Annotated in this window: 16 protein-coding genes; 4 read left to right on the top strand and 12 right to left on the bottom strand. The window is 43.6% G+C overall.

Translation table 11 applies throughout. The features are described from left to right. The first annotated feature begins 14 nt into the window (after positions 1 to 14). Complete coding sequence (cadR, locus tag NV375_RS08060) at positions 15 to 422, top strand: Cd(II)/Pb(II)-responsive transcriptional regulator (RefSeq protein ID WP_001219642.1); 408 nt, start codon at positions 15 to 17, stop codon at positions 420 to 422. Positions 423 to 560: 138 nt separating this feature from the next. On the opposite strand, the gene NV375_RS08055 is transcribed toward cadR, so the two are convergent. The 3 genes from NV375_RS08055 to NV375_RS08045 are packed head-to-tail and all read right to left on the bottom strand — an operon-like array spanning position 561 to position 6,169. Next, a complete protein-coding gene (locus NV375_RS08055) occupies positions 561 to 3,758 on the bottom strand; it encodes an efflux RND transporter permease subunit (protein WP_258807650.1) in 3,198 nt (1,065 codons plus the stop codon). Between the two features lie 11 nt (positions 3,759 to 3,769). Next, a complete protein-coding gene (locus NV375_RS08050) occupies positions 3,770 to 4,915 on the bottom strand; it encodes an efflux RND transporter periplasmic adaptor subunit (protein WP_055437779.1) in 1,146 nt (381 codons plus the stop codon). 3 nt (positions 4,916 to 4,918) lie between these two features. Beyond that, positions 4,919 to 6,169 carry a TolC family protein gene (locus NV375_RS08045; RefSeq protein WP_258807649.1) on the bottom strand — a complete coding sequence of 417 codons (1,251 nt, stop codon included), beginning with the start codon at positions 6,167 to 6,169 and terminating at the stop codon, positions 4,919 to 4,921. A gap of 211 nt (positions 6,170 to 6,380) precedes the next feature. Between NV375_RS08045 and NV375_RS08040 the strand changes: the two genes are divergently transcribed. The 3 genes from NV375_RS08040 (at position 6,381) to NV375_RS08030 (ending at position 7,736) form a co-directional block, all read left to right on the top strand. After that, the gene (locus tag NV375_RS08040; protein WP_034733748.1) at positions 6,381 to 6,566 is read left to right on the top strand and encodes a hypothetical protein; all 186 of its coding nucleotides are present in this window, start codon (positions 6,381 to 6,383) and stop codon (positions 6,564 to 6,566) included. A gap of 80 nt (positions 6,567 to 6,646) precedes the next feature. Beyond that, positions 6,647 to 7,168 carry a HindVP family restriction endonuclease gene (locus NV375_RS08035; RefSeq protein ID WP_258807646.1) on the top strand — a complete coding sequence of 174 codons (522 nt, stop codon included), beginning with the start codon at positions 6,647 to 6,649 and terminating at the stop codon, positions 7,166 to 7,168. A gap of 409 nt (positions 7,169 to 7,577) precedes the next feature. After that, positions 7,578 to 7,736 (top strand): hypothetical protein, encoded by a 159-nt coding sequence (locus NV375_RS08030; protein ID WP_258807645.1) that lies wholly within the window; start codon positions 7,578 to 7,580, stop codon positions 7,734 to 7,736. A 298-nt stretch (positions 7,737 to 8,034) separates the two neighbouring features. Here NV375_RS08030 and NV375_RS08025 read toward each other — a convergent pair whose 3' ends face one another. From NV375_RS08025 to NV375_RS07985, 9 genes are all read right to left on the bottom strand, one after another. Then, the gene (locus NV375_RS08025) at positions 8,035 to 8,487 is read right to left on the bottom strand and encodes an antitoxin Xre/MbcA/ParS toxin-binding domain-containing protein (protein WP_258807644.1); all 453 of its coding nucleotides are present in this window, start codon (positions 8,485 to 8,487) and stop codon (positions 8,035 to 8,037) included. A gap of 219 nt (positions 8,488 to 8,706) precedes the next feature. Then, a complete protein-coding gene (locus tag NV375_RS08020) occupies positions 8,707 to 10,245 on the bottom strand; it encodes an HNH endonuclease signature motif containing protein (protein ID WP_258807643.1) in 1,539 nt (512 codons plus the stop codon). A 558-nt stretch (positions 10,246 to 10,803) separates the two neighbouring features. Continuing rightward, the gene (locus NV375_RS08015) at positions 10,804 to 12,225 is read right to left on the bottom strand and encodes a DUF723 domain-containing protein (protein ID WP_258807642.1); all 1,422 of its coding nucleotides are present in this window, start codon (positions 12,223 to 12,225) and stop codon (positions 10,804 to 10,806) included. Positions 12,226 to 12,384: 159 nt separating this feature from the next. Beyond that, the gene (locus NV375_RS08010; protein ID WP_258807641.1) at positions 12,385 to 13,188 is read right to left on the bottom strand and encodes a hypothetical protein; all 804 of its coding nucleotides are present in this window, start codon (positions 13,186 to 13,188) and stop codon (positions 12,385 to 12,387) included. 883 nt (positions 13,189 to 14,071) lie between these two features. Further along, complete coding sequence (locus tag NV375_RS08005) at positions 14,072 to 15,313, bottom strand: hypothetical protein (protein ID WP_258807640.1); 1,242 nt, start codon at positions 15,311 to 15,313, stop codon at positions 14,072 to 14,074. Beyond that, positions 15,310 to 18,222, bottom strand: a complete 2,913-nt coding sequence (locus NV375_RS08000) for a tyrosine-type recombinase/integrase (RefSeq protein ID WP_258807639.1) — start codon at positions 18,220 to 18,222, stop codon at positions 15,310 to 15,312. The genes NV375_RS08005 and NV375_RS08000 overlap by 4 nt, the downstream gene beginning before the upstream one ends. Beyond that, positions 18,219 to 20,474: a hypothetical protein gene (locus tag NV375_RS07995; protein ID WP_258807638.1), complete on the bottom strand. Its 2,256-nt coding sequence runs from the start codon at positions 20,472 to 20,474 to the stop codon at positions 18,219 to 18,221. Before NV375_RS07995 ends, NV375_RS08000 begins: the two co-directional genes overlap by 4 nt. Beyond that, entirely contained in the window at positions 20,474 to 21,043 is a 570-nt protein-coding gene (locus NV375_RS07990) for a hypothetical protein (protein ID WP_258807637.1), read from the bottom strand. The genes NV375_RS07995 and NV375_RS07990 overlap by 1 nt, the downstream gene beginning before the upstream one ends. Before the next feature lie 307 nt (positions 21,044 to 21,350). Then, positions 21,351 to 25,190 carry an SIR2 family protein gene (locus NV375_RS07985; RefSeq protein ID WP_258807636.1) on the bottom strand — a complete coding sequence of 1,280 codons (3,840 nt, stop codon included), beginning with the start codon at positions 25,188 to 25,190 and terminating at the stop codon, positions 21,351 to 21,353. Positions 25,191 to 25,229: the final 39 nt, after the last annotated feature.

The following is a 25,229-nucleotide window of genomic DNA, read 5'->3' as shown; positions in this document are numbered from 1 at the left end:
TGCGGAGGAACCCGATGCGTATTGGTCAGTTGGCACAGTCAGTAGGGGTAGATACACAGACGATCCGCTTCTACGAACGGCAGGGCTTGTTGCCGCCGCCTGGTCGGCAGGAGAACGGTTACCGTGTCTATACCGAGAAACACGTTGAGCGGCTGGCCTTTATTCGTCGCTGCCGCATCCTGGATCTGTCACTGGCAGAAATTCACGAACTAAAGCGCTATCAGGACGACCCTCATCAGTCCTGTACCGCTGTCAATGCCTTGCTCGATGATCACATCTCTCATGTGCGCTCGCAGATAACCGCTCTACAGGCGCTTGAGAAACAACTCGTTTCACTAAGAGCGCGTTGCAACGATGACCGGGAAGTTAAGGCGTGTGGGGTTCTTGCTGGAATTAGCGAGGGAAGCATGCATCAGCAGTAGGTTGGAGTGCCAACCAGATAATCCGATGAGATGCCGGTTTGCCTCACTCTCATGCAAAGGTAAGATCAACCATTTAATCCGCTTACCCTTTTAATAAAAGGGGGCGACAATAACCGCCCCCTTAAATGCTATTGAACCCTAACGGCTCAGATCCTTAATTTTTTGTTTCGAAAACCAAGGATAGAGCACGGGTAAGATAACCAATGTCAGCAGAGTAGCTGATACCAAACCACCAACAATGACGGTAGCCAGTGGGCGTTGAATTTCAGCCCCTGCACCGGTTGCAAACAGCATGGGAATGAGTCCTAACGCTGAGGTTATTGCTGTCATTAATACCGGGCGTAGTCGCGACCACGCGCCATCAAACACGGCATCATTAACCGCATGCCCATCGGTTATTCTCTGGTTAATACTCTCGACCAGAACCACACCGTTTAGTACCGCCACACCAAACAGTGTGATGAAACCCACGGCGCTGGGCACCGATAAGTACTGTCCTGACACATAGAGTGCCACAATACCGCCGATGACTGCCAATGGTACATTCACCAAAATCAACATGGCTTGACCCATGGTGCCGAAAGCAAAATAAAGCAGCAGGGCGATGAGTGCCAGCGATATGGGAACGACAATGGACAAGCGCTCCTGTGCTCGTTGTTGACTTTCGAACTGGCCACCAATATCGACTGAGTAACCGGTTGGTAAATCCACCTTCTCGTCAATCGCCTTCCGAATATCGGCAACCACGCTACCCATGTCACGACCCTGAACGTTCGATTGAATCACAACGCGACGCTGTACGTCATCACGACGGATTTGCGGTGGTCCTGATTCAATTGCGACGTGGGCGACTTCGCCTAAGGTTACCCAGGCCCCTGAGGGAGTTAACAGGCGTAACGAACGAATAGACTCCGGCGTATCGCGGAATTGCTTGGCCAGCCGCACGTAAATATCATAGCGCTCATTACCGCGAATGATCTGGCCTGCCGAAGCGCCACCCAAGCCATTGTCGACAACGCTCAGTACATCGGTGACATTTAAGCCGTAGCGTGAGAGTTGCTGGCGTTTCGGCGAAACCACGAGTTGTGCTTCACCTTTTATTTGCTCCATCGCTACAGCAACCGCCCCGTCAACTTGCTTGACGGCACTTTCTATTTCCTGGCCTTTACGGGCCAACACGTCAAGCTCGGGTCCAAATAGTTTGATGGCTAGCTGCGATTTTACACCTGAGAGCAGTTCATCAACCCGTGTTGCAATAGGTTGTGAAAAATTAAACAACAAGCCTGGGTGATCATCTAGTTTTGCCTCCATTTTTTCTTGTAAGGCGTAGCGATCCGATGCTGTTGTCCATTCAGACTGCGGCTTAAGACCCACATATATCTCGATGTTGCTGATAGGCTCTGGATCGCCGCCCACTTCGGCTCGTCCAATGCGGCTGAGTGCGTAGGTGGTTTCCGGGAACGACATCAGGATTTTTTCAAGCTTCGGAGCCACCTCTAAGGCCGTTTCAAGGTTAGAGGAGGGGGCTAATGTCACGCGAATATTAATCGTGCCTTCTTCCAGTTCGGGCGCAAACTCTGTGCCGAGACGAGGCACTAACACCAAAGCGCCGACAAACAGCACACCGGCCAGGGCAATAACAGCCTTTTTACTGCGTAACGCCACCGATAATAGTCTTTTATAACCATTATCTAGTGGTTTAAGCAGCTTATTTTCACGAGGCTTAATACCCCGACTGAAAAAGTAACTGGCTAATGCCGGTACAACCATGATGGCCACAAAAACCGCGGAGATAATGGCCAGCATAATACTGATAGCCATGGGCTCAAATAATTTAGCTTCAACACCCTGAAAACTAAACAGTGGCATAAAGACCACCAAGATAATCATGGCGGCAAAGAATACCGGTCGTGCCACTTCGTTAGCCGCTTCCTTAACTCGCAGCTTGATACCATGACTATCGAGTTCGGCTGCCTGAGGATCCGGGTCGCGGTGCTCTGTGCGTTGCTCGGCGTCGTCTTGGTGTTCACTATCCGGACGACTTAAGTGCTTAAAGATATTTTCAACCATCACCACGGAGCCGTCGACCAGCATACCAATGGCAACAGCAATCCCGCCCAGCGACATCAGGTTAGCCGACATGCCCATCGCGGACATTACCATCAGGGCAATGGCGATAGAAACGGGAATGGACAGTAACACTAAAAAAGTAGCGCGTATGTTGAGCAAAAACAGTGCTAATACTGCGATAATAAACACAAAGGCAATGAGCAGTGAATACGCGACCGTAGATACGGCTTTTTGTATTAAATCGGCCTGATCATAATACGGCTCAAAGGTAACACCCTCGGGTAATGCTTGCTGAATAAGCGGAATGCGCTTTTTAATACCGTCGATGGTGGCTTTGGTATTCGAGCCCATGCGTTTGAGCACAATACCCGACACCACTTCGCCCAGCTGGTTGACCTCGCCGTCGACTTTACGCGACATTGAGACCGCTCCCTGGCGAATTTCACTGCCGATTTCGACGTCGGCAACCTGGCCCAGTGTTACGGAAACGCCGTCAACGGTTTTGAGCGGTATTTGTTGTATCTGCTGTAGACCTTTTTTACCGCTTTCCAGCCAGCCGGTGCCGCGAATAACCAACTGCTCCTGACCGCGGGGCATATACCAACCACCAACGTTACCGTTATTCTTGTTGACCGCGCCCATGACGTCTTGCTGGGTAAGGTCGTAAGACAGCAGCTTGGCGGGATTGAGGTTAACCTGATATTGCTTAACTTCACCGCCAAAGGACAAGACTTCGGTAATTCCCTCAACGGGCATCAGTAGCAGTTTAACCACATAGTCGTTAAGACTGCGTAGCTCCATGCTACTGACACCAGAGCCCGGCTCGGCAAGTAGCAGATACTGATAAACCTGGCCGAGACCGGAAGAGTTAGGGCCCATTTCGGGCGTGCCGACTCCCTCTGGAATCAACTCCTTTGCCGCTTGCAGCCGCTCGAATACCAGTTGCCGGGCAAAGTAGATATCGACACTCTCGTCAAATACCACGGTAATGCCCGATAAACCTGTTTTTGAGATTGACCGAACTTCTTTGACGTCGGGCAGGGCATACATCACCGACTCTATCGGATAGGTAATAAGCTGCTCGACTTCGGTCGCTGCTAATCCTGGTGCTTCCGTATTTACCGTTACCTGAACGTTGGTAACATCGGGAAAGGCATCCAGTTTAAGTTTGGGAATAATAAAAAATGACGCAATGCTGATGCTGAATAAAGCCAATACCAATAACAGGCGATTGGCGACAGCAAACTGAATAATGCGCTGAAACATACAACCTCCTGTTAGTGGTTATGTGGGTCAAAACCGCCTTTAGCGATTTGTGAGCGAACGAAAAACGCGCCGTTGTCTACGTATTTTGTGCCTTCGTTAACGCCTCGAATAACTTTCCACGGACCCTTTTCATCAACCAATTCGACTTTCTTCGGTTCAAACTTTCCGGGTTCGTGCTCAATGAATATCTGCCAGTCACCATCAGGGGCCCGCATTAAGGCTGAGTCCTTAACTGCAAGCACCGGTCCATCCGACTTGACTGAGAAATAAACATCCGCAAATAAACCAGGGTGTAATTGGTCCTTTTCGTTATTTACCGCAAGTCGTACCGTTCGGGTGCGGGTTTTATGGTCTATTGTGTGGCCTTCCTGAATGACTTTTGCCGCAAAGCGCTGATTGTCGACACTCACTGTAACAGGATCACCAAACTGCACACTAAGGTCAGCTGAGCCTGGTAGACGAGCATTAACCCACAAGGTTTCTTCTTGCAGCACTTCAACCAAGTGATTACCGGCATTAACTTGCTGGCCTTGCTTGAAGTTATCGCTAACCACAATCCCGCCAATTTCTGAGGTCAGTTGGTATTCGCCGATAGGGTAGTTAGCTTTACTTAAACGCTTAATGTCGCTGGCTGACATACCAAATGCTTTGAGTTGCGCTTGCGCTGAGGTAAAGGCGTTTTTCGCTTCGACAAAGCGTTTTTCACCCACCGTTGACTCACCGAGTGACTGCACGCGTTGCCATTCGTTAAGTGTGACCAAATACTGACTTTGCGCCTCCGCCATGGTGGCGCTGAAGAGGGTTGCCAGTGGCTCACCTTTTTCGACGTGATCGCCAATACTGACAAAACGTTTGAGAACGGTCGAATCGATGCGCGGACTCACGATATAGCTATTAAAGTCGTTAGCAACCACCTCGCCCGGGGCATAAACCGGATATTCAATGACTTGAGTTTGCAAGGTTCGCGTGGTGATATCTGCCATGGATAGCTGCTTGCTGGATAGCTCCACGCCTGAGCTTTCCTTATGTTCACCTTGCTCGTGTTTGCCTTCTTCCTTGTGGGTATCTTCTTTTTCGTCGTGTCCGTGTTCATCCTGCGCCATAACCGAAAAGCTCAGCGCAAGTGCTATTGCTGCGTATAAAGGTTTTACTGACATCGTTTACTCTCCAATCTCTGCGTTTGTTGGCTGGCTTAACGGCGATAACGTCAGTGCTTTACTGAGTTCGCCCGAACGGTACAACCATTCAATGGCGGCCAACCGATATTGTGTTTGCAGCGCTATCCCTGCAAATTGGCTATCGAGCTGCTGTTGCACAGCGGTGAGGTAGTCTGTGGTGGATAGGTCACCGGCGAGCCAGGACTGCTCAATCACCTGCATCGACTCATCCTGCCGAGATTGAAAGTCTCTTTGCCAGCTTTGCCACTGTTTTTTCACAAAACGATAATTGTTAAGAGACGATTTCAGTGCTGCTTGCCATTGTTGCCTTAGTGCAATCAAACGTTTTTCTTCAGCAACAGCTTCGCTATTGGCTGCGCGCACCGCATCGCTGTAGTTATTGCGAATCTGTAGTGGAATGCTGAATGATAAGCCAATTACTGTTTCGTTATCGCTCTCGCCCGCTTCGACGCCTACGGTTGGGTTGGCGGTGGTTAACGAGCGTTTCCAGTCGACATCGGCGCGCTTTAATTGCCATTGCAGGTAAGCGGCTTTTAACGCTGGATGTTGTTGCCAACGAGCCGTTAACGCAGGTTCAACGTTAAATAGCTCCTCATTAATGGAGAGTTGACCGACATCAGACGTTGTTAGCAGAGCGTTTAACTCTGCTTCAGCGGATTGCAGTTGTTGATAAGCCGCTGCCGTTTGTTGCAGTTGCCGACTTAGCGCGAGTACCGTCAGTTGTTCGTCGACGGCACCTAAGTCACCGGCTTTACGTCGTTCGGCAACCAGGCTTATCGCCTGTTTAACGATTTTCTCTTGCTGCTCAGCCAGTGCGTAACGCTGTTTTGCGTCCAGCCATTGCACATAGGCATTCAACAAAGTTTTAGCATGCGATGTCGCCGACTGGCGATAAATACTCACTGCCATAGCCGTCATGGCGTCACTCTGACTGGCCCTTGCTTCATTGCGAGTGCTCCAGTCCAGCGTCTGGCTTAGACCAACAGCGTAATTATTGATGTCACCCTCGCGCTCTAAGCGTGACGATAAGCTAGGGTTGTACAAAGGCTGATTTAATTGTTTGCCCTGTTGGATCAGCGCTTCAGCCTGCTGTTGAGCGGCTTCAACACTGGGGTGTTGCTGCACAGTTTTTTGCCATTGCTCGGGCAACTGTTGTGCATTGGCGTAGCTTGAACTTATTGCCAGACTTACGGCAATAAACAAGCGTTTGCTATGTGTCGAAAACGGACCCATAGATAGACTCCTCAGTCATATTACTGCGTAAAATAATGATTTTTTTGCGCTGCTATAGCAGCTTATTAGGCAGTTATGAGGAGATGGGAGGCCGGAACAGCGGAGATGATAGAGGGTTAGTGTAAAACTCAGTATACCCAGGACGTATTGTGCCCATTCGTGGTAACGCGAGAGTTTTTTCAGTCTTCATGGCATATAAATGAAATGAGCCATGGCAGTGACAGCAGTGATGGCAGTCAAAGCTGATTTCTCCACTTTTAGGGAGATTGCGCTTATCGATGTGGGATTCGTCATGCTCAAAATTGAGGTGTTGCTCAGAAGAGGACTGGTGAGATTGATGCACATCAGCAACCGCCTGACTGATTTGAGTCAGAACAGCAACAAGCACCAGTATTAAAAATCCGAGTCTAAGCATCATTACCTACAGTTCTAAATAAGCAGCTTAACGGTACACTAATTAAAAATAGTTCTCAACTAGTGGCGATTCACACAAATACTTCTGCTGTATACCTATGCACGAATCAAGAGCTTCAGGTAGAAGCGCGAGAAGAAGGTTTTGATTTTATATTTGGTACCGATGTGGCAAATAATGAATTGAGTTTTTTATTCGAGTCAAAATTCGAGCCTTACCAAGAATATTCAAGGACAGACATTAAAGGAATTGATCTCGTACTAAAACTCGGTGACTCATTTATTCGAGCCTTGGAAGTTAAGCTTACAGTTATTCCGGACAATACCACTGCAAACGACAGAGAGTCTGACTGGGGTACCGAGTTGGTGATTAGACCTGCAAGTACTTCTTACGCCGCGCTAGGTATTTTTGATTCGATAAAACCATTTAGAGCGAGACTAAAGGAAATCTTAGAGCCTACCTGTTCGACAATTCAACATTGGGATAATACTGTTGAAATGTTGAGTAAAAGGGAGGAAATCATTGGGTGTTTAAATAAAATATTTACAGAGTGTAGTGGTCAAGAAAAACTGGCCACCGATTTATAGTTAATCCAATATGTTGTCCGGACATATTTGGGCCGCGCTCTCGGGGAATCAATTCTCCGTTGGTAACCCTCAGCTCAAACCGTAAGGTCGGTACGAATGCACCATTACTACCGATAATTGGCATTATCGGAAGCTCATCCGCGAGCGTTTTAGTATGTGTTTATGGGTGCGAGATGTATAGAAAATCAGTGGCTACTCAGTTGGTACAAGATTGAACGTTTAGACTTACCATCGACACTTTGCGTGCTAGTTAAAACAAACGAGAGCGCTTTGTCCCAAATATCGAGAATTTCCAAATCAGCCTTCGGTACGAGGGACTCAAAAAGAAAGAGCCTACTGAAAAGCAAACGCTGATATGAAGTGATTATATGCTACACTAATGAAGAATCCTTAACGTAAGGACATTGTTATGAGCACAACACAAGCTACCTTACTTTTATTTGCCCCGATCGTAATGCTTATCGGTGGTTTAGCTATGTTTTACTGGTCGCACAATAATAAAAAACAGCGTCTAGATGCGAAAGCATCGTTAAAGCGCCTAGCTAACGACTCAAATGAAGCTCAATAACGAGCTTGTCTGAGCCGGAAGCAAACCCCGCTCAATAACACCTTTAAGCACCACTTTAAACAAACATCAAGCAACTTTGTTTTCACAGCATTCTCATAGAATTTTTAGGGAAATTGAATCGAAAGCCCTAAACGGCACATCTGGCTTGATTCGAACCTATAGCCTCTAACTAAGGAGACATTCAGCGCAGACAATCAGCGCCTGTCACGGTTCAATAATGCTACTAATAATTGCTGATTAAAATGGGGGTACAAAGCGAGCGGATGTTTTGTCGCGGCAGTGTTTTTAACTTCATTCGCTAATTAAAAACACCGTATTCCAATCGATGGATAACAGCGATCACCTGCTGAAATTCGAAGAACGAGTTTACATTTTCAACTGGTAAACGCTTACCAAGTGCTTTGCAAGGCTTTTTAAGCCAACGAATAGCATCAGGAAAATTTCCATCAAAAAGCACTTCAGCGGCTGTTATAACTTCAATTAAAGCATAAATGCGATTGCTTTCTGCAGTGTTAAAGCATCGGTGCTTTCTTCTTTGGACTGTTGTCCGATGAGGAAGATTAAGCGCATTCAAAATCTCGGTTGCCGACAACCCTGTTTCGTGAGCTATAGAAGAGACGATGTCAAACTTAAAACCTTTTACGATGGCGCGGCTGATTTCCGGGTAGTTTTCAGGCAACACGAGCTTCTCTTTAAGGTTGATTACTAAAGCCTGTTGCACGGGTTTTGGGATATAGTGGCCGTGGTGCATTTTAAGTCCCCCTAAGCGAAAGCTCTGTCGGCTCATCTCTTTGTGCACTGAACAAAACTTATATGAAGTTGAATATGTAACATAACAACCGGAATTGCCGGCACACAAATCAATAATGACCCACTAAGAATAGCATTTTCTTTCGGCTCTACAGCTAGTTTGTCGATAGAGTTAATTTTTACACTCTCAAAAAGTGTCCGGAAATCTAACCCTTAGCAGTTAAAAGCTTTCTATTTCCGATTTTTTTCGTGCGGCCACAGCTTCTTCGTACGTTTCAAAAACTCCTAGCGTTTTCCTGCGGTTAAATGCTCTCCATCTTTGTTTGCGTTGCGAGTCGCGCATCACACCACTACAACCGGATGAATTACTTTTCATTAATGGCAAATTAGAAGAATTTTGTTGGTGCGTAACCAAACGTAAATTGTCAATTCGATTGTCGAGCGAATTTAAGTTTATGTGGTCAATTTCTAAATCTGTATCTGGCACCCAAACCCCATAATTATATAGCCAGGCTAAATGTGAAGAGGGATAATCTCTACCGAGGAGACAGCAGTAGTGATACCTGTTTCTTTGAAAACCTATAGGTTTATCTTCATCGACCTTTGAGTTAAAAACGGCATCTCCTTTCGTCCTAAGCTGTCTTCTTTTATGAAAAAAGTTGCCAGTTTCGGGTTCGTATCGAAGCAGTCGTTTTAAGATAGCTTGCTTCTTTATCGGATCGTATTCACTTTTAAAGTAATCAAAGCAATCTTCAGCAGGTATCCAATTATTTGGTCTTAAATCTTGTTTATCACCATTCAGGCATATAAGGCCGTTAGAAGGTTTGGGCTTGCCCATGTATGACCAAACTAGTTCGTGGCCGACATATCGACTCTTATTGAAATTAATTAAGACGGGTTCAGTACCTGTATATCGGCCCGCTCTTTTCCCTGCGAAAAGATTATTGAATCGTTTATCACTCGCTGTTCTTTCTTCACGTTTACGCCAGATTAATTGACCTTTTATCGTGTCATAGATAAATGTCTTTCTTACTGCTGAGGTACTAGGAAACTCATTCTTTTTTCGGTAATTTTTAGGTGCGGCTGTCGGAATATACTTTGCTCTGTTACGACAATTCTCTGCTTGTGTCACTGCTCTGAGATTATCCCTCGAATTGTTGGTTTTATCTCTATCTATATGGTCTATTACTAATCCCTTAGGCGGGAATTTACCGTAGAGATAAAGCCAAGCCCATTGATGTGCCTTCCTTTCTTTGTTGGCTATTTTGAACGTCAAGTAACCATCGTGAAGTCGATATTTTACGTCTTTACCTGCGTTTTCTCTGAGAAAAGTTCTATCGTTTGAATTGCGAGGCCTGCGATGTTTCCATACGAATTGTCCTGTTACCTCATCGTAATCGACGAACTCTTTGATGTTCTCGCCATCAATCTCAATAGTCTCTAAATTTTGTTCTGCCCAATTTCTCTTTGAAAAATCGGTATTATCACCGTTCAATGAAAATATGCCATCGCTGCTAGGAAGTGAGCCGTGATTCAGACACCAGACAATAGCAGACGCGTTTAGTTGAACAACTTTACCCAGAATTTTGTTCGCGTACCTTAATCGCAACCTATCCTTCTCTGCATAAAGCATTACAGCTTCTCTAGTATGGAAAGGACCGGAATCTTTTTTCCATTGAAGTCCGAACTCCGGACACCATGTAAATAGTTCTTTAATCTTCTTGGCTGAGGGGTAATTACTAATCTTTAATTTCTTCAAAATACTAACCTCTCCGAGTAGGTTAACAGTATTAATCGTAGAAAGTTGACGGTTAAAAATCAAGCGGAAAAGTTAGGTAAGCCACTGAAATATAATAATTAAAATAATAGTTGATGCAATTTTTGTTTATGTAGAAAAAGATCTGTAAAACGAACTTCAAAAAAAGTGAGGACAAGAGATGCGTGAATTTTATCGAGCCTAGAACTACCTCAAATTGCTTTAACTAAAGAAGACTCTGGTAATGGCTAGCTATCGAACAAACAGTTAAACTAGGTGAGATCAAAAAATTAAAATATAACTGATTAAGATACATCATAGCTGTGGTGACTATTATTAACACAACAACTGATAGTAATGCGATATCGACTCAGGATAATAGTTCACCAAAAAATAGCTCGTCAAATGTGTTATCGAAGCAGTTGGTAAGGCGTCATATTTCTGGAGGCCTTTTATCGTAAAAAGTGATAATGATCATATAAAATGTATCGTGCCCAGTGGTGTTTGATATTCAGACACTTAGTTCAATAGTGGCGTAATTAGAATATATGCGATCCATTTCTAATACTGTTCGAATGTAAATTGGGGGTTTTTACCTAATTCCTGAAATAGTGATATGAGTTCGTTTATTTCACTTACGGCAACGGTTTCAGTATAGCCATCCTTCATGGCCTCTTTTGTTAGTATACCTGTTAAGCGTTTGACTTTGAGTGGTATAAGTATATTTCTTTCTGCCTCATAAATTAACGAACCTGAATGACAGTGAACAGTTGCGATAAGTATATGCTCAAACTCAGTCCAACTGCTTTGTTGAGCCATTCGTATCAGAGGTTCTCGATTTGTGATACCTACTTTTAAGGCTACTAATTGATTTTTATCAATAATTTTTTGCAAGTATAAGAACGCTGGTTTCAGCTTGTCGAAACCACCGGATGATGTAGAGCAAGCCGGGCATTGACGACCAGAGAACAACGCGTCAGGAGATGTTTCCCAAATGAATGCACCGCCCACTTGATGAGGCTTATTGCACTTGAGTGCTACTCTACTTTTTACGCCTTTAAACTCTGCAGATTTAAATTCGACTAACTCGTAAGACATGTGGCTAATTTTCTTTTTAATTTCTTCTAAGGTGTATACATATTTTTTTTGGCATTTTGGACATCTACCGCCTTTGAGTAGATTATTTAATGAAGGGAGCCATGGAGTGCCGAAATCTTGCCCATCACCATGGACGGGGCATTGCAGATTTACGCATGTATGTTTACCTTTAACTGGTTCAATAAAGTTAATAAGTTTGTATGGTGTAGTGAGCTCTACTAAGTCTTTATATTCTGCAGCAGAGCTGTTATATAAACCAGCGCATTTCGGGCAGCCATTGCCACGCAATAAATCCTCGAATCGTGGGATCCACGGAGTTTCAAAGTCTTTACACACACCGTGGATAGGACATGAAACTATTATTCTGCTGCGTTTTCCGACAAAATCCTCGGATAGACCGATATAGGTGTATTTAGTTGCATTAACAACGTCTATCCATTCTGATAGTGAACGCTTGTATACTCTAGAACATTTAGGGCAGCCTTTATTATGAGAGATTAAATTATTGAACGAGGGTATCCACGGTGTTTCAAAATCTGAACCAGTTCCATGGACAGGACAGGACAGTACAACTTTAGATTGTATTCCTTTAAACTCACCAACTAGCGATGAAAACTGGTAGCCTCTACTTTCAACGGCTTCGATATACTCTTCCAAAGTGTATCGATACTTTCCTGCACACTTGGGACAACCTGTACCATTTATCACAGAGTTGACAATCGGTACCCAAGGCGTTCCAAATTGGTCGCCTCGCCCGTGAACAGGACATTCAAGTACTACACGGGTTAACGACTTAACGGGCCTAGATAGAAAATCAATCAATTCATATCGTCCATCGATGGCGTCTCTTAAATTCTTTTCGACCATACCAGAGGGGTTAACCAAAGCGCTCTCCTTAGACTTAGAATGTACTACGCTGATTTTCTTTATTGGGAAGCCACAGAGTAAGTTTTCCGAGTGGACTAAAATCGTTGAATCATTTGGCTAAAAATTCATTATGCCTTACTCTAAACAAAGAAAAATTAAGAACTTGCTTTGGGTTCCTTACCCTTTAGAGTCTAATCGCCATGACTGCAGGTTAGGGTAGTCAAATTCGGCAGATACTGAGAACCCGTCAAATTCATTTTCTAGAAAAAGTGCGAGGGCTGCAACAAGCAGTATTATCCACGTCAATCTATACTGTCGAGTAGCCCTTTGTAATTCAAGCTGTTGAAAATAAAGAAACAATACTATTGAGAAAAGTGAGACCATAACAAAGGCGGGTATATACCGATAATAATTCTCTATGCGTGATATTTCTCCATAGTAGTCCTGCCAAGTTTTCAAACTAAGATTTATTTTTCGGACACCTATGATTTCGCCAGTGACTTCAACAGATGGTATACGCTTACCAATGTATAAATAGTCGATGGCACATCCGTCATTGTTTTCCATAATTCGATACGCAACCTGGAAAGTTGAGCTGTCAATTTGTGTGATTTCACAGGAAACGACGGGACGACTCGATTTAGAAATACTAACGTCTAGTATTGTGACTTCTTTAGGATTGAAGCGTATTCTAAACGGCTCGAGTATATCTGTATCGAGAATTGGTTTTTGTCCCGCGTTCCAAAAATAGTGTGTCGCAATGTAGATATCCTCATGAATGGGTTCGCCTGTATTCGAAATCACTTTTAACGGAAGATCTCTATCACCATCATTAAAATCCAAAACTGTTCTCGGATAATCATCAACGGCATAGATAGGATTCCTATACTGTTGACTCTTATCGTAGAAATGCCACGAAACAATAACGCCTACTAATATACTAATAAAACTAAGAATGTAGCCTGAGAATTCTTTCTTCATGAGTCTCTCGTTTCACGCTGGTTATCGATACTCTAGTTATTAGACTCTTTAAGTTCGTCAATTTTGACTAATATTTTATCAAAGCACGATTCACAGAAATCAAAGTTAAACCTTTCAGAATCACGTTTCGAACCGTACCCAAATCGAGCGACCAATTGAGCATACTCTTCAAAATCGTCGAAGTTGGTAATAACTTTCTTATGAAAATCAGAGATCACGCTTTTATTGCAGATATCGCAGAGAATGTCCGTGACGACAGTTCTTTCTCGTAAACCTTGTTTTCGCATGATTATGTTTTTCCTATACCAATGAGCGATATCGAGAGATTTAATCTAGGGTAATACAAAGTCGCTAATATTGTTAGTAAGTTGCAGAAAGTCCAACTGGTGAGTTTGGCGCCCAATCACTACCGATAATAACCATTATGGGAAGTAATGCGATTTGCTAGACATAGAAGTATGCGTTCAGTATTTTTCGTGACGAGACTAACTGGAATTATTGCTTGAATTTTCGGTAAGGTTCAGCAAGAATGAAAGCGTAAGGATGAAGAACGTTTCGATTAATAGCCCGTCAAACTATTAGTCTCTTGAATAGCGCTCAATCTGAGCGCCGTTCGGACTTCCAGTCGATTTGTCTATTGGCCCTCTGCTTACAGAGTTGTTTCTGCTTCTCGTTTTGATTGAAATTCTAAACTTCGTGTATGTCTGAGCAATACTGATTTTGTTATTCCGAGTTTTTCAGCAAGGAACTTTGCTGATTTTCGGTGTTAGTGGCGTCGAAGATACTCGTCCATTTTAGCTGTCCAAACAATTCTCGTGGTCATCATATTTGCTTCATTTGAAGGCCGCCAAACAGCGGCCTTTTTATCATTAAAAAAAGAAATTTAAGACGCCGCGCTTGGATTCTGTAATTTCTGCAAGGCGACGTAACTTGTGAAAGACGAAGTTGTGACATAGAACTCGTCACTCGAGTTGTCAGGGTTATGCAAAAGCAGATTGACGTCATCGTTGAAGATTTTTAATGCTGCGATTAACGACGATCGTAGCGTTTTAATTTCCTCGAAATCCTCGAGTCCGATGTGCGTTTTAATGACTAAAGAGAGTTGGCCAGCCTCTGGCTCTGACTCAAACTGAATCAACTTCTCTGTGTCGTTTTTAATCAAAGAAATGAAAACGAAATCCTCAATTTTTTTCTGTTTAGCATCGAGCTTTTCGAGTGCTTTGATACACATTTCTTTGTTTAATGTGAGTGCGTCTGCTTCGCTAAACTTCGGTAACGCGCAAACCATTGGGCGATGAATGTGCTCCTGTGTCTTAAGAAAAACAACAGAATCCTTAGTACGCAAAATGATTCGTTCATGCTCTTGTGTGAACAATATTTGCGCATCCGCTGTTGCCCTCAGCAAGTTGATCATCTTTCTTAGCGCGTGAAGCGTACCAGAATCGAGAACCGAGTTGATGTGTAACTCTTTATCAATTGATTGTGTCTTAATGCTAAAGTTACTTGATTCAAAAACTAGAGCACCTGATTTGTTTTGGATGGCGACATAGTCTGCCACGGATGCGCCTTGTGTTTTGTTAAAATCATCGATGAGACTGATTGTGCTATCTGAAGATTTGCTCAACTGAAATGCTTCTTCACTGTGACTGACTGGCGGTAAATCATAGTCAGAAAGTGTGTCTAATATCTTAATGTTCTGTCGAAGTGTCGATGAAGCATCACTCGGAATAAATTTATCTTCATTCGGAAAGAGGTCCGCTTGATTATCGTCGACTGGAGCCTTGCCTGATAGGATTGCCATTGATGCCGCGACCGTATTAATTTCGAGTTTTATATGGCGTGCGAATAATGTTTTTTCTATCAGCGTCGAGAAAAAGACAGCATCAAGTTCTATCCATAATGAATCAGTGAACTCATCATCAAAACTGGCATCTAGCTTGTGCCAGGCCCAGAGCTCTTCGTTTAAAGGTGAGGCAAGCGTAAGTGTGCTTGAGCTTGCATCACAGATGAGAACAATTGCATTGCGATGCAGTGTATCGCGATGTTTTTGAAGCAATGTCGTCTCTTTAAATAACTTCGCCACACGTTTGAGCGGGATGAGGTCAACAATAGTATTCATATTCATAATGAATTTACTTCCTTTTGGTTCGATTCGAATGTGATGTATGAATCAAGAAGATTCAGAATTTCAGGTAAGTAACGCCAGAGCGGCCAGCGCAGGCTCAGCGGCTTGGTGGCAATAGAAATGCAGCCATCAATATCGTGCTCTGATAGTGATTGTGAAAAACCATTTTTATCAATAAGCCGCTTCCATTTTTCTGCTTTCGCATCATGTCCCGATAAGTGAAGTGCGATGCTCAAATTTGTAAGAGAAAGAAGTTTAAGCGCGCGGAAATGTCTCTCAGCGATGCGTAAGTTAGTAATTGAATCTTTTTCAATTGTCTGGCGAAGTGTTTGAATCGCGCGCCGATTCTTGGGGTTCCAAGCTGTATTCGAGACGCTATCAAGAAGCCGAATCCAAGCTCGATTATTTGACGTAAATGGCTTATCGCTTAAGAAGTTGATATCGAGTTCGCCAGCGTGCGCTACGAAGTGAGTGAGTAGGGCTTCTTCGATGCTGCCCCCTGGTGATTGCTTGTAAAGCTTCAGTGCATTCAGATAGTCACTAAATGAAAACTGCTGCGTGACGAGGTCATCATTCTTCGTGATGATTGCTGAACACTGAAGTACATACTTTAACCCGCGGGTGTAAGACTTAAACAACAGCTGCTCGCAACGAGATGCATCGGGTAGGTACGACTCGTATTGTTTTTTGAATTCAAATCGATAATTGCTGGTGGAAACAAGTGCGGCAGCAAGCTCCGATGATAGCGCCTGCGCACGTTGCGCATCGTGCATAAAGAACAAGACGTCGAGTAAGTGTAGATAGCTTCGCGCTGTGACGGCGGGGCTGACGTGACCGAGGATTTGGGCAGCGACATCTAACGTTGGGAAAAATAGGTTTGCTGACTTCCCAATTTTTTTAAGTGATTGCGAAATGCTGCTTATTCGCGCATCAGAAAACGTGTCGTTTTTTAAAAAATATAAACGCTCTCGATAGTCTAAAAGCCCTAATACACAGCACATTGCAAATAGCAGAACTAAGTTGTTTGCTGCTGAATGCCGGAGCGAGTGATTAACGAGCTCATCGTTATTGCATGTTTCACGCAAAATGGCTAAAAACTCGTCATCGAGAGCAGTAAGAGTCGCTTCGTCAAACACAGTTGAATAGCCGAGCCGGCGGCGCTCGTCAATATGCGTTTGTAGCTCGAGCTCAAGTTCAGCTGACAACAGACATGTCGGAATGTGTCGAACGGCTCGCATAGTTTTACGTTGGGTGAGTTGGGACACATAAATCGTCTCGAGATTGAAGCGCACGTCATCAATTTCAAGCAAAGTTGCTTCTTTGCGTCGCAAACCAGTCGCGTAGCTGAGCTTAATAAACAGAGCGAACTGATGACGTTCTGCAATGTTCGACTTAGCAAGAAAAGCTTCGCATGCCTCATTCAAATCTTGCGTGTTTATATAATGAGCGCGCGTCTCAACGCTACCTGCACCCGAATATTCCAGTTCTTGCGCATCGAAAAACTTGAGTTTTGTGGCTTGTGATAAGTACTGTAAAAAGCCAAGCGCAGTGCCTTGTTTGCCGGCTTCGCCAATGGTGCTAAGCGCATCCGCAACGGACTCGGTGAGTTCTTCGAGTTGTTCGTTTGATTCTTGCGCGTTACGCAAAAGTAACTCATCGCACCATGCCGATTTTGCGAAAACTGTTAACGTTGATAAGTACGTTTCAATCGTACTCATTCGTAATTTATCTTTGAAATGACTGCCGTGCAGAGCTAAGTCGATAAGATAGGTTGCGACAGCCGTAGCAGTTAAACTGATATCACTATGAGTATCATATGCGCTTGATAACGCTGCTATCAGATTTACTTTTAGTAGTTTAAATGCGGCTGTATTTCTACGCTGGCGTTTATCTGCCTTTGCGAATGCTTGTACTGCCTTTCGAATACTATCGAGTAATTCAGAGTCGGATGATGCTGTGCGTGCGTCAAATGCAAATTTTCGCATAGCATTGCATTCAAAAAGCTCTGTGAGTTTCTCTAGCTTTACAAATTCTTTCGTGGTGCGTTTGTTTCGCCTTACCTGCGCTGGTGTCGCATTATCAACGAAGGAAGAAGGCGCATCTATGCCAGTCACGGCTTTTATAAAGCTCACATCACTTAGCTGCGAAAAAGCATCTTCAAACGTCGTGGCGGCGATGCTTTGACTAAAAAAAGACACAGCTTGGATTGCGCTTGATAACGTAACCGCTTTTTCATTAAAAGGCTGTTCAGTCGAGTAGGATAGCCAGAGCGATTTAAGTTGAGCTGCGATGACAGTTGTTCTCAGCTCGCGAGGTGGACGGGACTTTAAGAGCTTAAAAGCTTGTAGTGCAACTGCGTCGAGTAAAAATCGCTTCGAAGCTGTAGTTAGTGATGCGAAAAGCGCATCTTTAAAAACCACCAAATCATTGAAGTCAGCGCTAAGGGCAGCGGTTAATTGCGCAACAGAATTTATATTGGCGTGACGGCAAAGGAGCAGCACCAAAACAACGGTCGGTGCTTGAGATTTCTCACGAATGAGCTCTTGTTCAATCATCGTATTAAGAACATCGATGAAAGCAAAAGACGGACTGTCATCGCTAATGACCGGTTTTACTTGCTTAACGGCTAAGCGCGCGGTTGGCGTTGTGAGCGCGTCGTTATACTCCCGACAATATTCGTATAACGCAAAGAAACAAATGCGAACCGCATTGAGTTCGACATCTCTTTTTGCATGCGCGTAAACTTTTTGAGCGCGTTGCGAGAAATAATTTTTTGGCATATTTTCAGACTGAGATAACGCTTTCGCACACTCATCTTGAATGACTCTGTATGCGAAACCAGCACAATCGCGTATGCCTTTCGTTTCAGCGCTAAGTTTTTCAACAAAGAAATCAAAGTTTAACTTCATAACTTGAATTCCTTGATGAGGCGCTGCAGAAGTTGCAACGCTTTTGTATCGTTTTCATGATGATGCGCATCATAGACCTCAAGCTGCTTACGTTGACTCGTGATGAAGTCAGTAATTGAGAGCAGGCTGTGATTGCTAAGCGCATAGACATTGCTGCGTGAATGATTAAGAAATAAGTTCAAAGCAGACTGTAAGAACTGACCTTGCGTTATTGAACTTCGCAAAAACGATTGAGCTGCCGCATGACGGAGCGAATGACTTGTGACTTTCGCAGTAAGTAGTTGAGTCAGTTTGTCGTTGACGAATGCGCTTGAAAAAGACTCCCAATTTTTGTTATCGCTGATTCGTGACACAATTCGCCGTGGTGTTAGAATGGCAAGCATTGATGCGAGAGCTTCAGCAACTGCAATGTGTGCATCAATCAGTTCACAAAGTTTTGATGTGAATACAATCAGTCGTCGCTCTTTTTTATGATGAACTGCTTTATCTTTGACGCTCATGACTCCCAGTTTACTTGAGTAGAATTCGTGATTAGGGAATGGTTCAGCAACTGGTCGCAGCCCAACCGTCATTGAGACGCGCAAATAAATATAAAAAGCTAGCTCGTTGAACGCATGAAAAGCCTCCGTTTTTAAATGTTGCGAGGCTGAATTGACGCTGTGCGCGAGAATTTCATCGAGCAGAGAGCTTCGCAGTGTCATTTCAGAGCCAGCGTGAGAGAGATGCTCTGAGTGCGATACGCTATCCACACGCGTTATCCTCGTAAAGCCGAGTGTTGCGATGAAGCTGCCCCAAGCTTTGTTGATCTGTGTCGCAATTTCGCGATGAAATTGCAGGATGTAATGCTGCTGAACAGTTCCTTGTTGCCTGATCAAGTTGAGTGTTGCTTCCGTCGTACTCTCTCGAGCGTATTGTAAAAACACCCTTTCAAATGCACTTCGCGTTATACCAAACTTATTAAACTCGGATTTTTTAATTTGCGTGTTTATCCACGTGTTGTAGTTGTTTTCGTCAATGCCAAAGGCGTGGGACATTTCACACTCATGACGACGATTTGCATCGATACGAGACAGTGCATTCTGTAGTAATGAAATCAACGGCTCTGGAAGCCGAATCGTTATGAGTTCACTCGTGTAGTAGTACAAGCGTCGTGATTCCTCCGCCGGTCCTTCCACATCAATGAGGCGCGCATTCACGGTGAGTCGTGCATCTTCGAGTTCGTTTTTTACACGTTTTTTTAGTAGATAATCAATAGAGCTTGCCCGAATCATTGATTCTGAAAACTTTGGGGAGCCTCGATTGATGAGAACTATTTCAAGCGGCCTTGGCGTGCCTAAAAGTTTTAGAAAAAATATAAAGAGATAAGCTGACGTTGTTGCATCGATTTGAGAAAACCTTTCGAGGATGAGGTTTTTATCGATATGATTCAAGAGCGCTGCTAGCTCGGCTGGTGTCGCAGCCGCTAAGGTCCATGCCGGTGCGAGTTCTGCATTGTAAAGTGCGCGTTGAACACCTGTGATTTTCTTCTGAAATATTGAATACTCCTGGCTTGTAAGCTTCGTAAGTTGGGGTGTGATATGAAGCACGCTCGCCAGGTGCTCCCCGTTTTTGTTTAACGCATCGATTAAATCTGCGCGGATATCACCGTCGAGCTGTAAGCGTTGGCGAAGATACTTCGCTGCAGTATTAAAGCCGTTTGAGTGCGCTTCGTTCGACGTTGGCTCGCGGGGCGGCTGGTAATATCTCGCAAGCTTTTCGAGTTCGGTATTATTTCGATTTAACGCGACTTTTCGTAGTTCGACTTGCACTTCATAAATGCTCGCGCGAGTCACGAAGTTCGTGCTGAAAGGAAGCTGTGCGTCGTTGTTTCTGATGAATGTTTTATAAAACTGCAGGTATGCGTCGTAATCATCTGTACCGCGCGAGCAATAGAGTCGCGCCAACATGACACACTGGAATTTAAATTGATGAAAATTGGCGTGATTTTCATTAAACGCAGGTATGAGCATCATCGTCACTGAAAACGGGTGTGACTCAAGCTCGCCATGGAATTCTGCGCGGCGAAAATTCGTTATTTCAACTTCTTTATTACTGCACAAATACTCATGAATTTTGGAAAGTTCTGAGCACTCCTCTGCGCTATTTTCATTTATCTCAAGCACAGCTTGGCATACTAGACGAAGCCGCACGGCAACTTCAGTAATTGCGAGACTTGGCTGAATATGAAAGTGCTTTTCGATAAGTTCACGCATTATGCATTCGCTCGCTTTAACTTGGGCGCGGGAACGTCTTTGAGTAACTCCTCAGTATTTATGCTGCTTGCTTGTTTCTCGGCATTCAATACAGCGCTTTTTGTGAACGCTTTTTTCTTCTTTTTGAGAGTGCTTGCTGTGCATGCAATGACTTTGGCGTAGTCGCATTGACGCAATAATGGTTTATTCGCCTCAGCGGTGTGTGAAAAAGCATAGCCAGATTTGGCATCTAAAGAGCATAGCGATTCGAGCTCTAATCTATTGAGAACTCTTTGACGCAGGGTAAGCAGTGTGGGTGTGCTTTTTAGGCGCGTTACAACAACGTCAATATGAAGTTCAGGAGCCATTTTTGAAAGGGCACAGAATACGAACGCATTTTCGTAAAAGTAGAGTTTTTCGCGAAATAAAACTACACAAGCGGGAGTCATTAATTCAAGAAATTGCTCAAGCTGGCTTGTTTCAAATAACAAACGCAACATTCGGCGTATCTGGGCTTTATGCTGTGCATGAACATCAAGCTCGACACTGTCGATGTCACGCAAACGTAATTTTTTAATTGATTCGGCCATTAAAGCGTTCCCGTAGATTTTTCCTTTTGTTGCTGAAAAATGCTACGGGCTAAAGTTTGAATAGTGAAGAGCACAGACAAGCGTTTTAGAGGGTGTCTGTACTCACACATATATGAAAATGCTCAATTTTCGCCCAAAAGGTAGTCGATTTCGATTTATTGAGGTTTTCACACGCACTGAAAGTTGATTTTGTTGAGAGAGGCGATGGATTTTTTTGTTGAGGGAAACTAGGTCCGCTTGGTGCCAATTGCGGACGGTGGGTACTTTTAATTGTAGCTCCGACTGTTGGATAAAGCCGAAAATCGAACTAATTATCATTTAGCCTAGATTTCAACTCGATAAGTTTGGGGTCATTTGAAAGTTTGGGAGAAATACGTTCGATATGCTTTAACACTTTCGCTGCGCCATAAGGCCATCTCTCTATCTGGTCAGGAAGTATTGAATATAATAAATTAAGGTAATCTTCTGGATATTTAGATGCCAAATTATCGCCTTCCTCCTGGTCCCCGGCCATTTCCTGAATTCGAGGTATATGGACATATTCCATGCCCACTTTGGAGACGAGTTGTGAAACCTGTTTGCTAACAGCTGGAAAATTTTCTTTTTGTGTTAATGCAATTTCACACAGCCGCGCAGAGGTTTTGCTGGTTCTAACTTTCTTATGCTTTGGCCAAACTCTCTGCAAAAAGTGAAGTACTTTCTTATCCCACTTACTCTTTTTATCTTTAGACCAACGCCCCAGATGCCAGAGAATATAACTTCTAAAGTCATCCCCTGCTACTAAAAGTACATTGCGCAATTCTTCATCAGAAACATACTGCAAGTTTTCTTTATTTTTCGAACCCCAGCCAGACAATAGAAGACCAGACAGAACTTCAGCATGTCTGCGTTTACCTGACGCACTCTGATTAGCCATTTCGAGCATGTGAGGCTTTAATTTAATGTAAAGCTCTGCATTTGGAACTGTAGCCCCCCACATAAAGCCAGCCCATATAGCTGCTTTATCATCGCTTGATGTTTTATCACTTTCAATTACATTTATGAGATTTCTATCAGTCCACTCGGGATCTATTTCGTAAAACCAAGATAGGTTATGCGCAAAAATTACCATTGCATAACGATGTGCATCGTTTGGCAGACACAGCAACTGCTCAGCTTTTTTAAGCCATAGTTTTGGATATCCTTGCCCGCGCTGTAAATGTTCTGTTGCAGGGCTTGTCATATGCAATTGAGCAAGATGGCCTGATGCTGAGTTTATAGCTTCCCCTGTCCAATCAATTTCTTTATTCTCTTGTCTTACAAGTGCTGAGCCAATAGCATTTTTATCTTCTTTAATGGTCGAAATAAATTTTTCCCAAACAGCTTCAAATATTTTGGGGCTCATATCTCTCAGTTCCGGACCATAGTCTTTATACCACCGGGAAGCAGTCAAAATAATGTCTTTAAAGTCAGTATTAGGAACTTGTGTAATTCTTCCAGCTGTAAGAAGTTTGAGTCGATATTTGTCTTTCTTTCGAGTTTCTCTTGATAAATAGTCTCTCCACAGTTCTGCGTGGAATTTCCCCTTTTTCAATTCTATTGACAAAGCAGTGATTGCCCGCAAAGGCCAGTCATCACAAAGGCCTAAAAATGGCTTATACTCCGTGAAATCACGAAAACTCGTATTCCTCTTTTTATTTGCATTTTCAATGATTTTTGATGGTGGAATACCTTTCAGATCACTCCAGTCAGTATCCGTTCTAACCCAACCAACACGAGATTCTCGGCTTTCGGCCGCGCTTTCGGCATATTCCGGCTTCCAATCCGGCGCCTTTGCTCTATACCTGTTTGTAACAATATCCAAATCGAAAGAGAATATGCACCCTTGGCTATTTAGCCAGTGTAATCTATTTAACAGTCTATATGCGGAGCGAACAACATGATCTTCTCTAGAAACCCATCGGGGCTTACGCGGGCCCTTTAGTATTCGTTTCTCTATAAGCTTGCGATTATTCTCAGACAGTTCACTCCACTTGTTTTTAATTGAAATCAGTAAGTCTCGCTGGCCCTTAAGCGCCCAAAAATCGTCATCTGAAAGCAACATAACTTCGCTAGTAAATTCAGCCTCATTCACGAGGCCTTCTAAACCACAGGCCCAAATTCTTAGCCGATCAAAAACGAGATCTTCTCTTCGCCATTTGTTAAATTCGCGCTTTGCTTGCACAACGTCTAAATTCAAAAGTCGTCGGAACAGCTCCACAAAATTTAAAACATAGCAGGATAAACCATGTCCTCTATCAATATCTCCGCAACTAGAAGTATCATCAGGTTCAATAGCACAAATTTCGTCAACCCATAATGAAAAATATACTTCCATATCTATAGCAAGCTCTAGGTTTGTCCGATGAGCGTTTACTATTTTTTGAAGATATTCATCGGGTACCTTGATGTCAAAAACTGTATTTGGATAATCGACATCTACTTTTACCAGAGAGTACTTCTTCAAACTTCTCCGGTTATCCCTTGGAATAGAATTCGTATATAAAAGGTTCCTTTTTAAAATAGGAGCTGAAATTTTTGCATGTTCGCGAACAACAAAGTTACTCCAGCCAAATAACTTGATGCGGTCCTTTAAATCATACACTTGATATTCTTTTCTACCGTAAAAAGAGCTTAACTCAAAAATTATATTCCAAGCCTCAAGGATGGGTTTGGGAATGATTCTATCCTTTATTTTCGTTAGCTCTAATTCCACGTTTCGAATTAGATCAGGATGAAGAGAGGGTTGTCGGCCCGCCCACCAAACCGTAATCCTTTGCTCCGCAACTTTGGAAATCCAACTCGCTATATAACTTAACCTCAATGGAAGCCTTGCTGGGTGATTAGATCGAATGCTCCTGAACTCTGGAAAATTTACCCCACCTAAGTCATCTATGTCCTTTTCACTCAAGTCAAAAGCATCCCAAACATCAGATTTAGTCCCTTGGCTAAATAGTTCATTACGGTCAGAGGGCGGAGGGTCATTATCAATTCCATACATTTGATATGGATTTATAACTTCTTCGTTGGGATTCAAGTAGCCTTTCTCTTCAACCTGCTGAAGTCTTATCGATGAATCCAAGACGCAAAGCCACTCAGCAGGTAACGGAGGGGTCGCCTGTTCAAAAGCTCTTGCGCCCCATGGTGACTTAACCAAATGAACAATCATTCCTCTTTCATGAGGCTTCAATTTTGTCGGCCCTTTACGCGCCTTTGAGAGCACCCTTTTGGCCCAAGCATCAGGATTTCTGGTCCTATTACCCCAAGCATCTAGAGAATCCCATAAAGGGGTATGCGTGTCGTTTTGGTCTAAATTATAGACTATTGGCTTTACGCCCTTTTCATCCCACTGAGCAATAGCTTCATCATCTGCGTTTTGAAAAGCGTATATCTTATGATTAGCACCATCACTCTGCTGCAAACCTTCTAGTAAATACCTAATAGGCGGATCATCTGCAGAGTAACCTACAAAAACAGCTACAAACTTTCCCAACACATCTTTAACAAAATTTCTTGCCCAACCTTGTGCAAGATACGCATCACCAAACTCCGAGCTTGACAGAACAAAACCATCGTTGTCGGGGCCTGAATAATCTTTATTCACTTTCCCGTGTAAGTGGACTATTCCCCAATCATTATCGGAAAATTCAATACGAGGAAGACTTGCTCGAGTGACTGATGTGAGGCGACTATTAGAGGACTCAAACAACAAATCAAAGTTCGTAGTTATTAGCCTCGTCTGCCCTCCCTGTGATCGTGCAAGCTTAAGAATTATTTTATGAGCAGTAAGATCAGGATTACCGTTCGGCAGAAGACTTCTAGCCACCGAGCAATTAATGTCGTTCCGATCAAAACTTCTTATCAGTCCGCTGAATATATGATCAGCAGACATCACGCCACGAGTATGCGGATCTTTGTTCAACTCCATGAACTTGGAAAATAGCTTTCTTGCTTTACTTTCTTTTGTGGCACCGAGGTCTGTTATGACTTTCTCTGCTAAATCACCAAAACTGGATAGCTTCGCATGAGCCATAGACACTCCTGCGCCGCAAAAAAATACTACGTTCCCTTCATCTTGAGCGAATAAAAGGTCATCTGGTATATCTGGCCCATCCTGTACAAAGCGCAAATTATAATCCTACAGTCTTGACAATAGGTGTATTAATTA

It is taken from the genome of Pseudidiomarina sp. CB1 (assembly GCF_024752025.1).
In the GTDB taxonomy this organism is placed as follows: domain Bacteria; phylum Pseudomonadota; class Gammaproteobacteria; order Enterobacterales; family Alteromonadaceae; genus Pseudidiomarina.
Note: the sequence above shows the minus strand (reverse complement) of the source record. Positions and strands in the feature narration are given on the sequence as shown.

Coding starts and splice junctions, on each gene's coding strand:
- cadR (WP_001219642.1), top strand. CDS start 15: ATGCGTATTGGTCAGTTGGCACAGTCAGTAGGGGTAGATACACAGACG.
- NV375_RS08055 (WP_258807650.1), bottom strand. CDS start 3,758: ATGTTTCAGCGCATTATTCAGTTTGCTGTCGCCAATCGCCTGTTATTG.
- NV375_RS08050 (WP_055437779.1), bottom strand. CDS start 4,915: ATGTCAGTAAAACCTTTATACGCAGCAATAGCACTTGCGCTGAGCTTT.
- NV375_RS08045 (WP_258807649.1), bottom strand. CDS start 6,169: ATGGGTCCGTTTTCGACACATAGCAAACGCTTGTTTATTGCCGTAAGT.
- NV375_RS08040 (WP_034733748.1), top strand. CDS start 6,381: ATGGCAGTGACAGCAGTGATGGCAGTCAAAGCTGATTTCTCCACTTTT.
- NV375_RS08030 (WP_258807645.1), top strand. CDS start 7,578: ATGAGCACAACACAAGCTACCTTACTTTTATTTGCCCCGATCGTAATG.
- NV375_RS08025 (WP_258807644.1), bottom strand. CDS start 8,487: ATGCACCACGGCCACTATATCCCAAAACCCGTGCAACAGGCTTTAGTA.
- NV375_RS08010 (WP_258807641.1), bottom strand. CDS start 13,188: ATGAAGAAAGAATTCTCAGGCTACATTCTTAGTTTTATTAGTATATTA.
- NV375_RS08005 (WP_258807640.1), bottom strand. CDS start 15,313: ATGAATATGAATACTATTGTTGACCTCATCCCGCTCAAACGTGTGGCG.
- NV375_RS08000 (WP_258807639.1), bottom strand. CDS start 18,222: ATGAAGTTAAACTTTGATTTCTTTGTTGAAAAACTTAGCGCTGAAACG.
- NV375_RS07995 (WP_258807638.1), bottom strand. CDS start 20,474: ATGCGTGAACTTATCGAAAAGCACTTTCATATTCAGCCAAGTCTCGCA.
- NV375_RS07990 (WP_258807637.1), bottom strand. CDS start 21,043: ATGGCCGAATCAATTAAAAAATTACGTTTGCGTGACATCGACAGTGTC.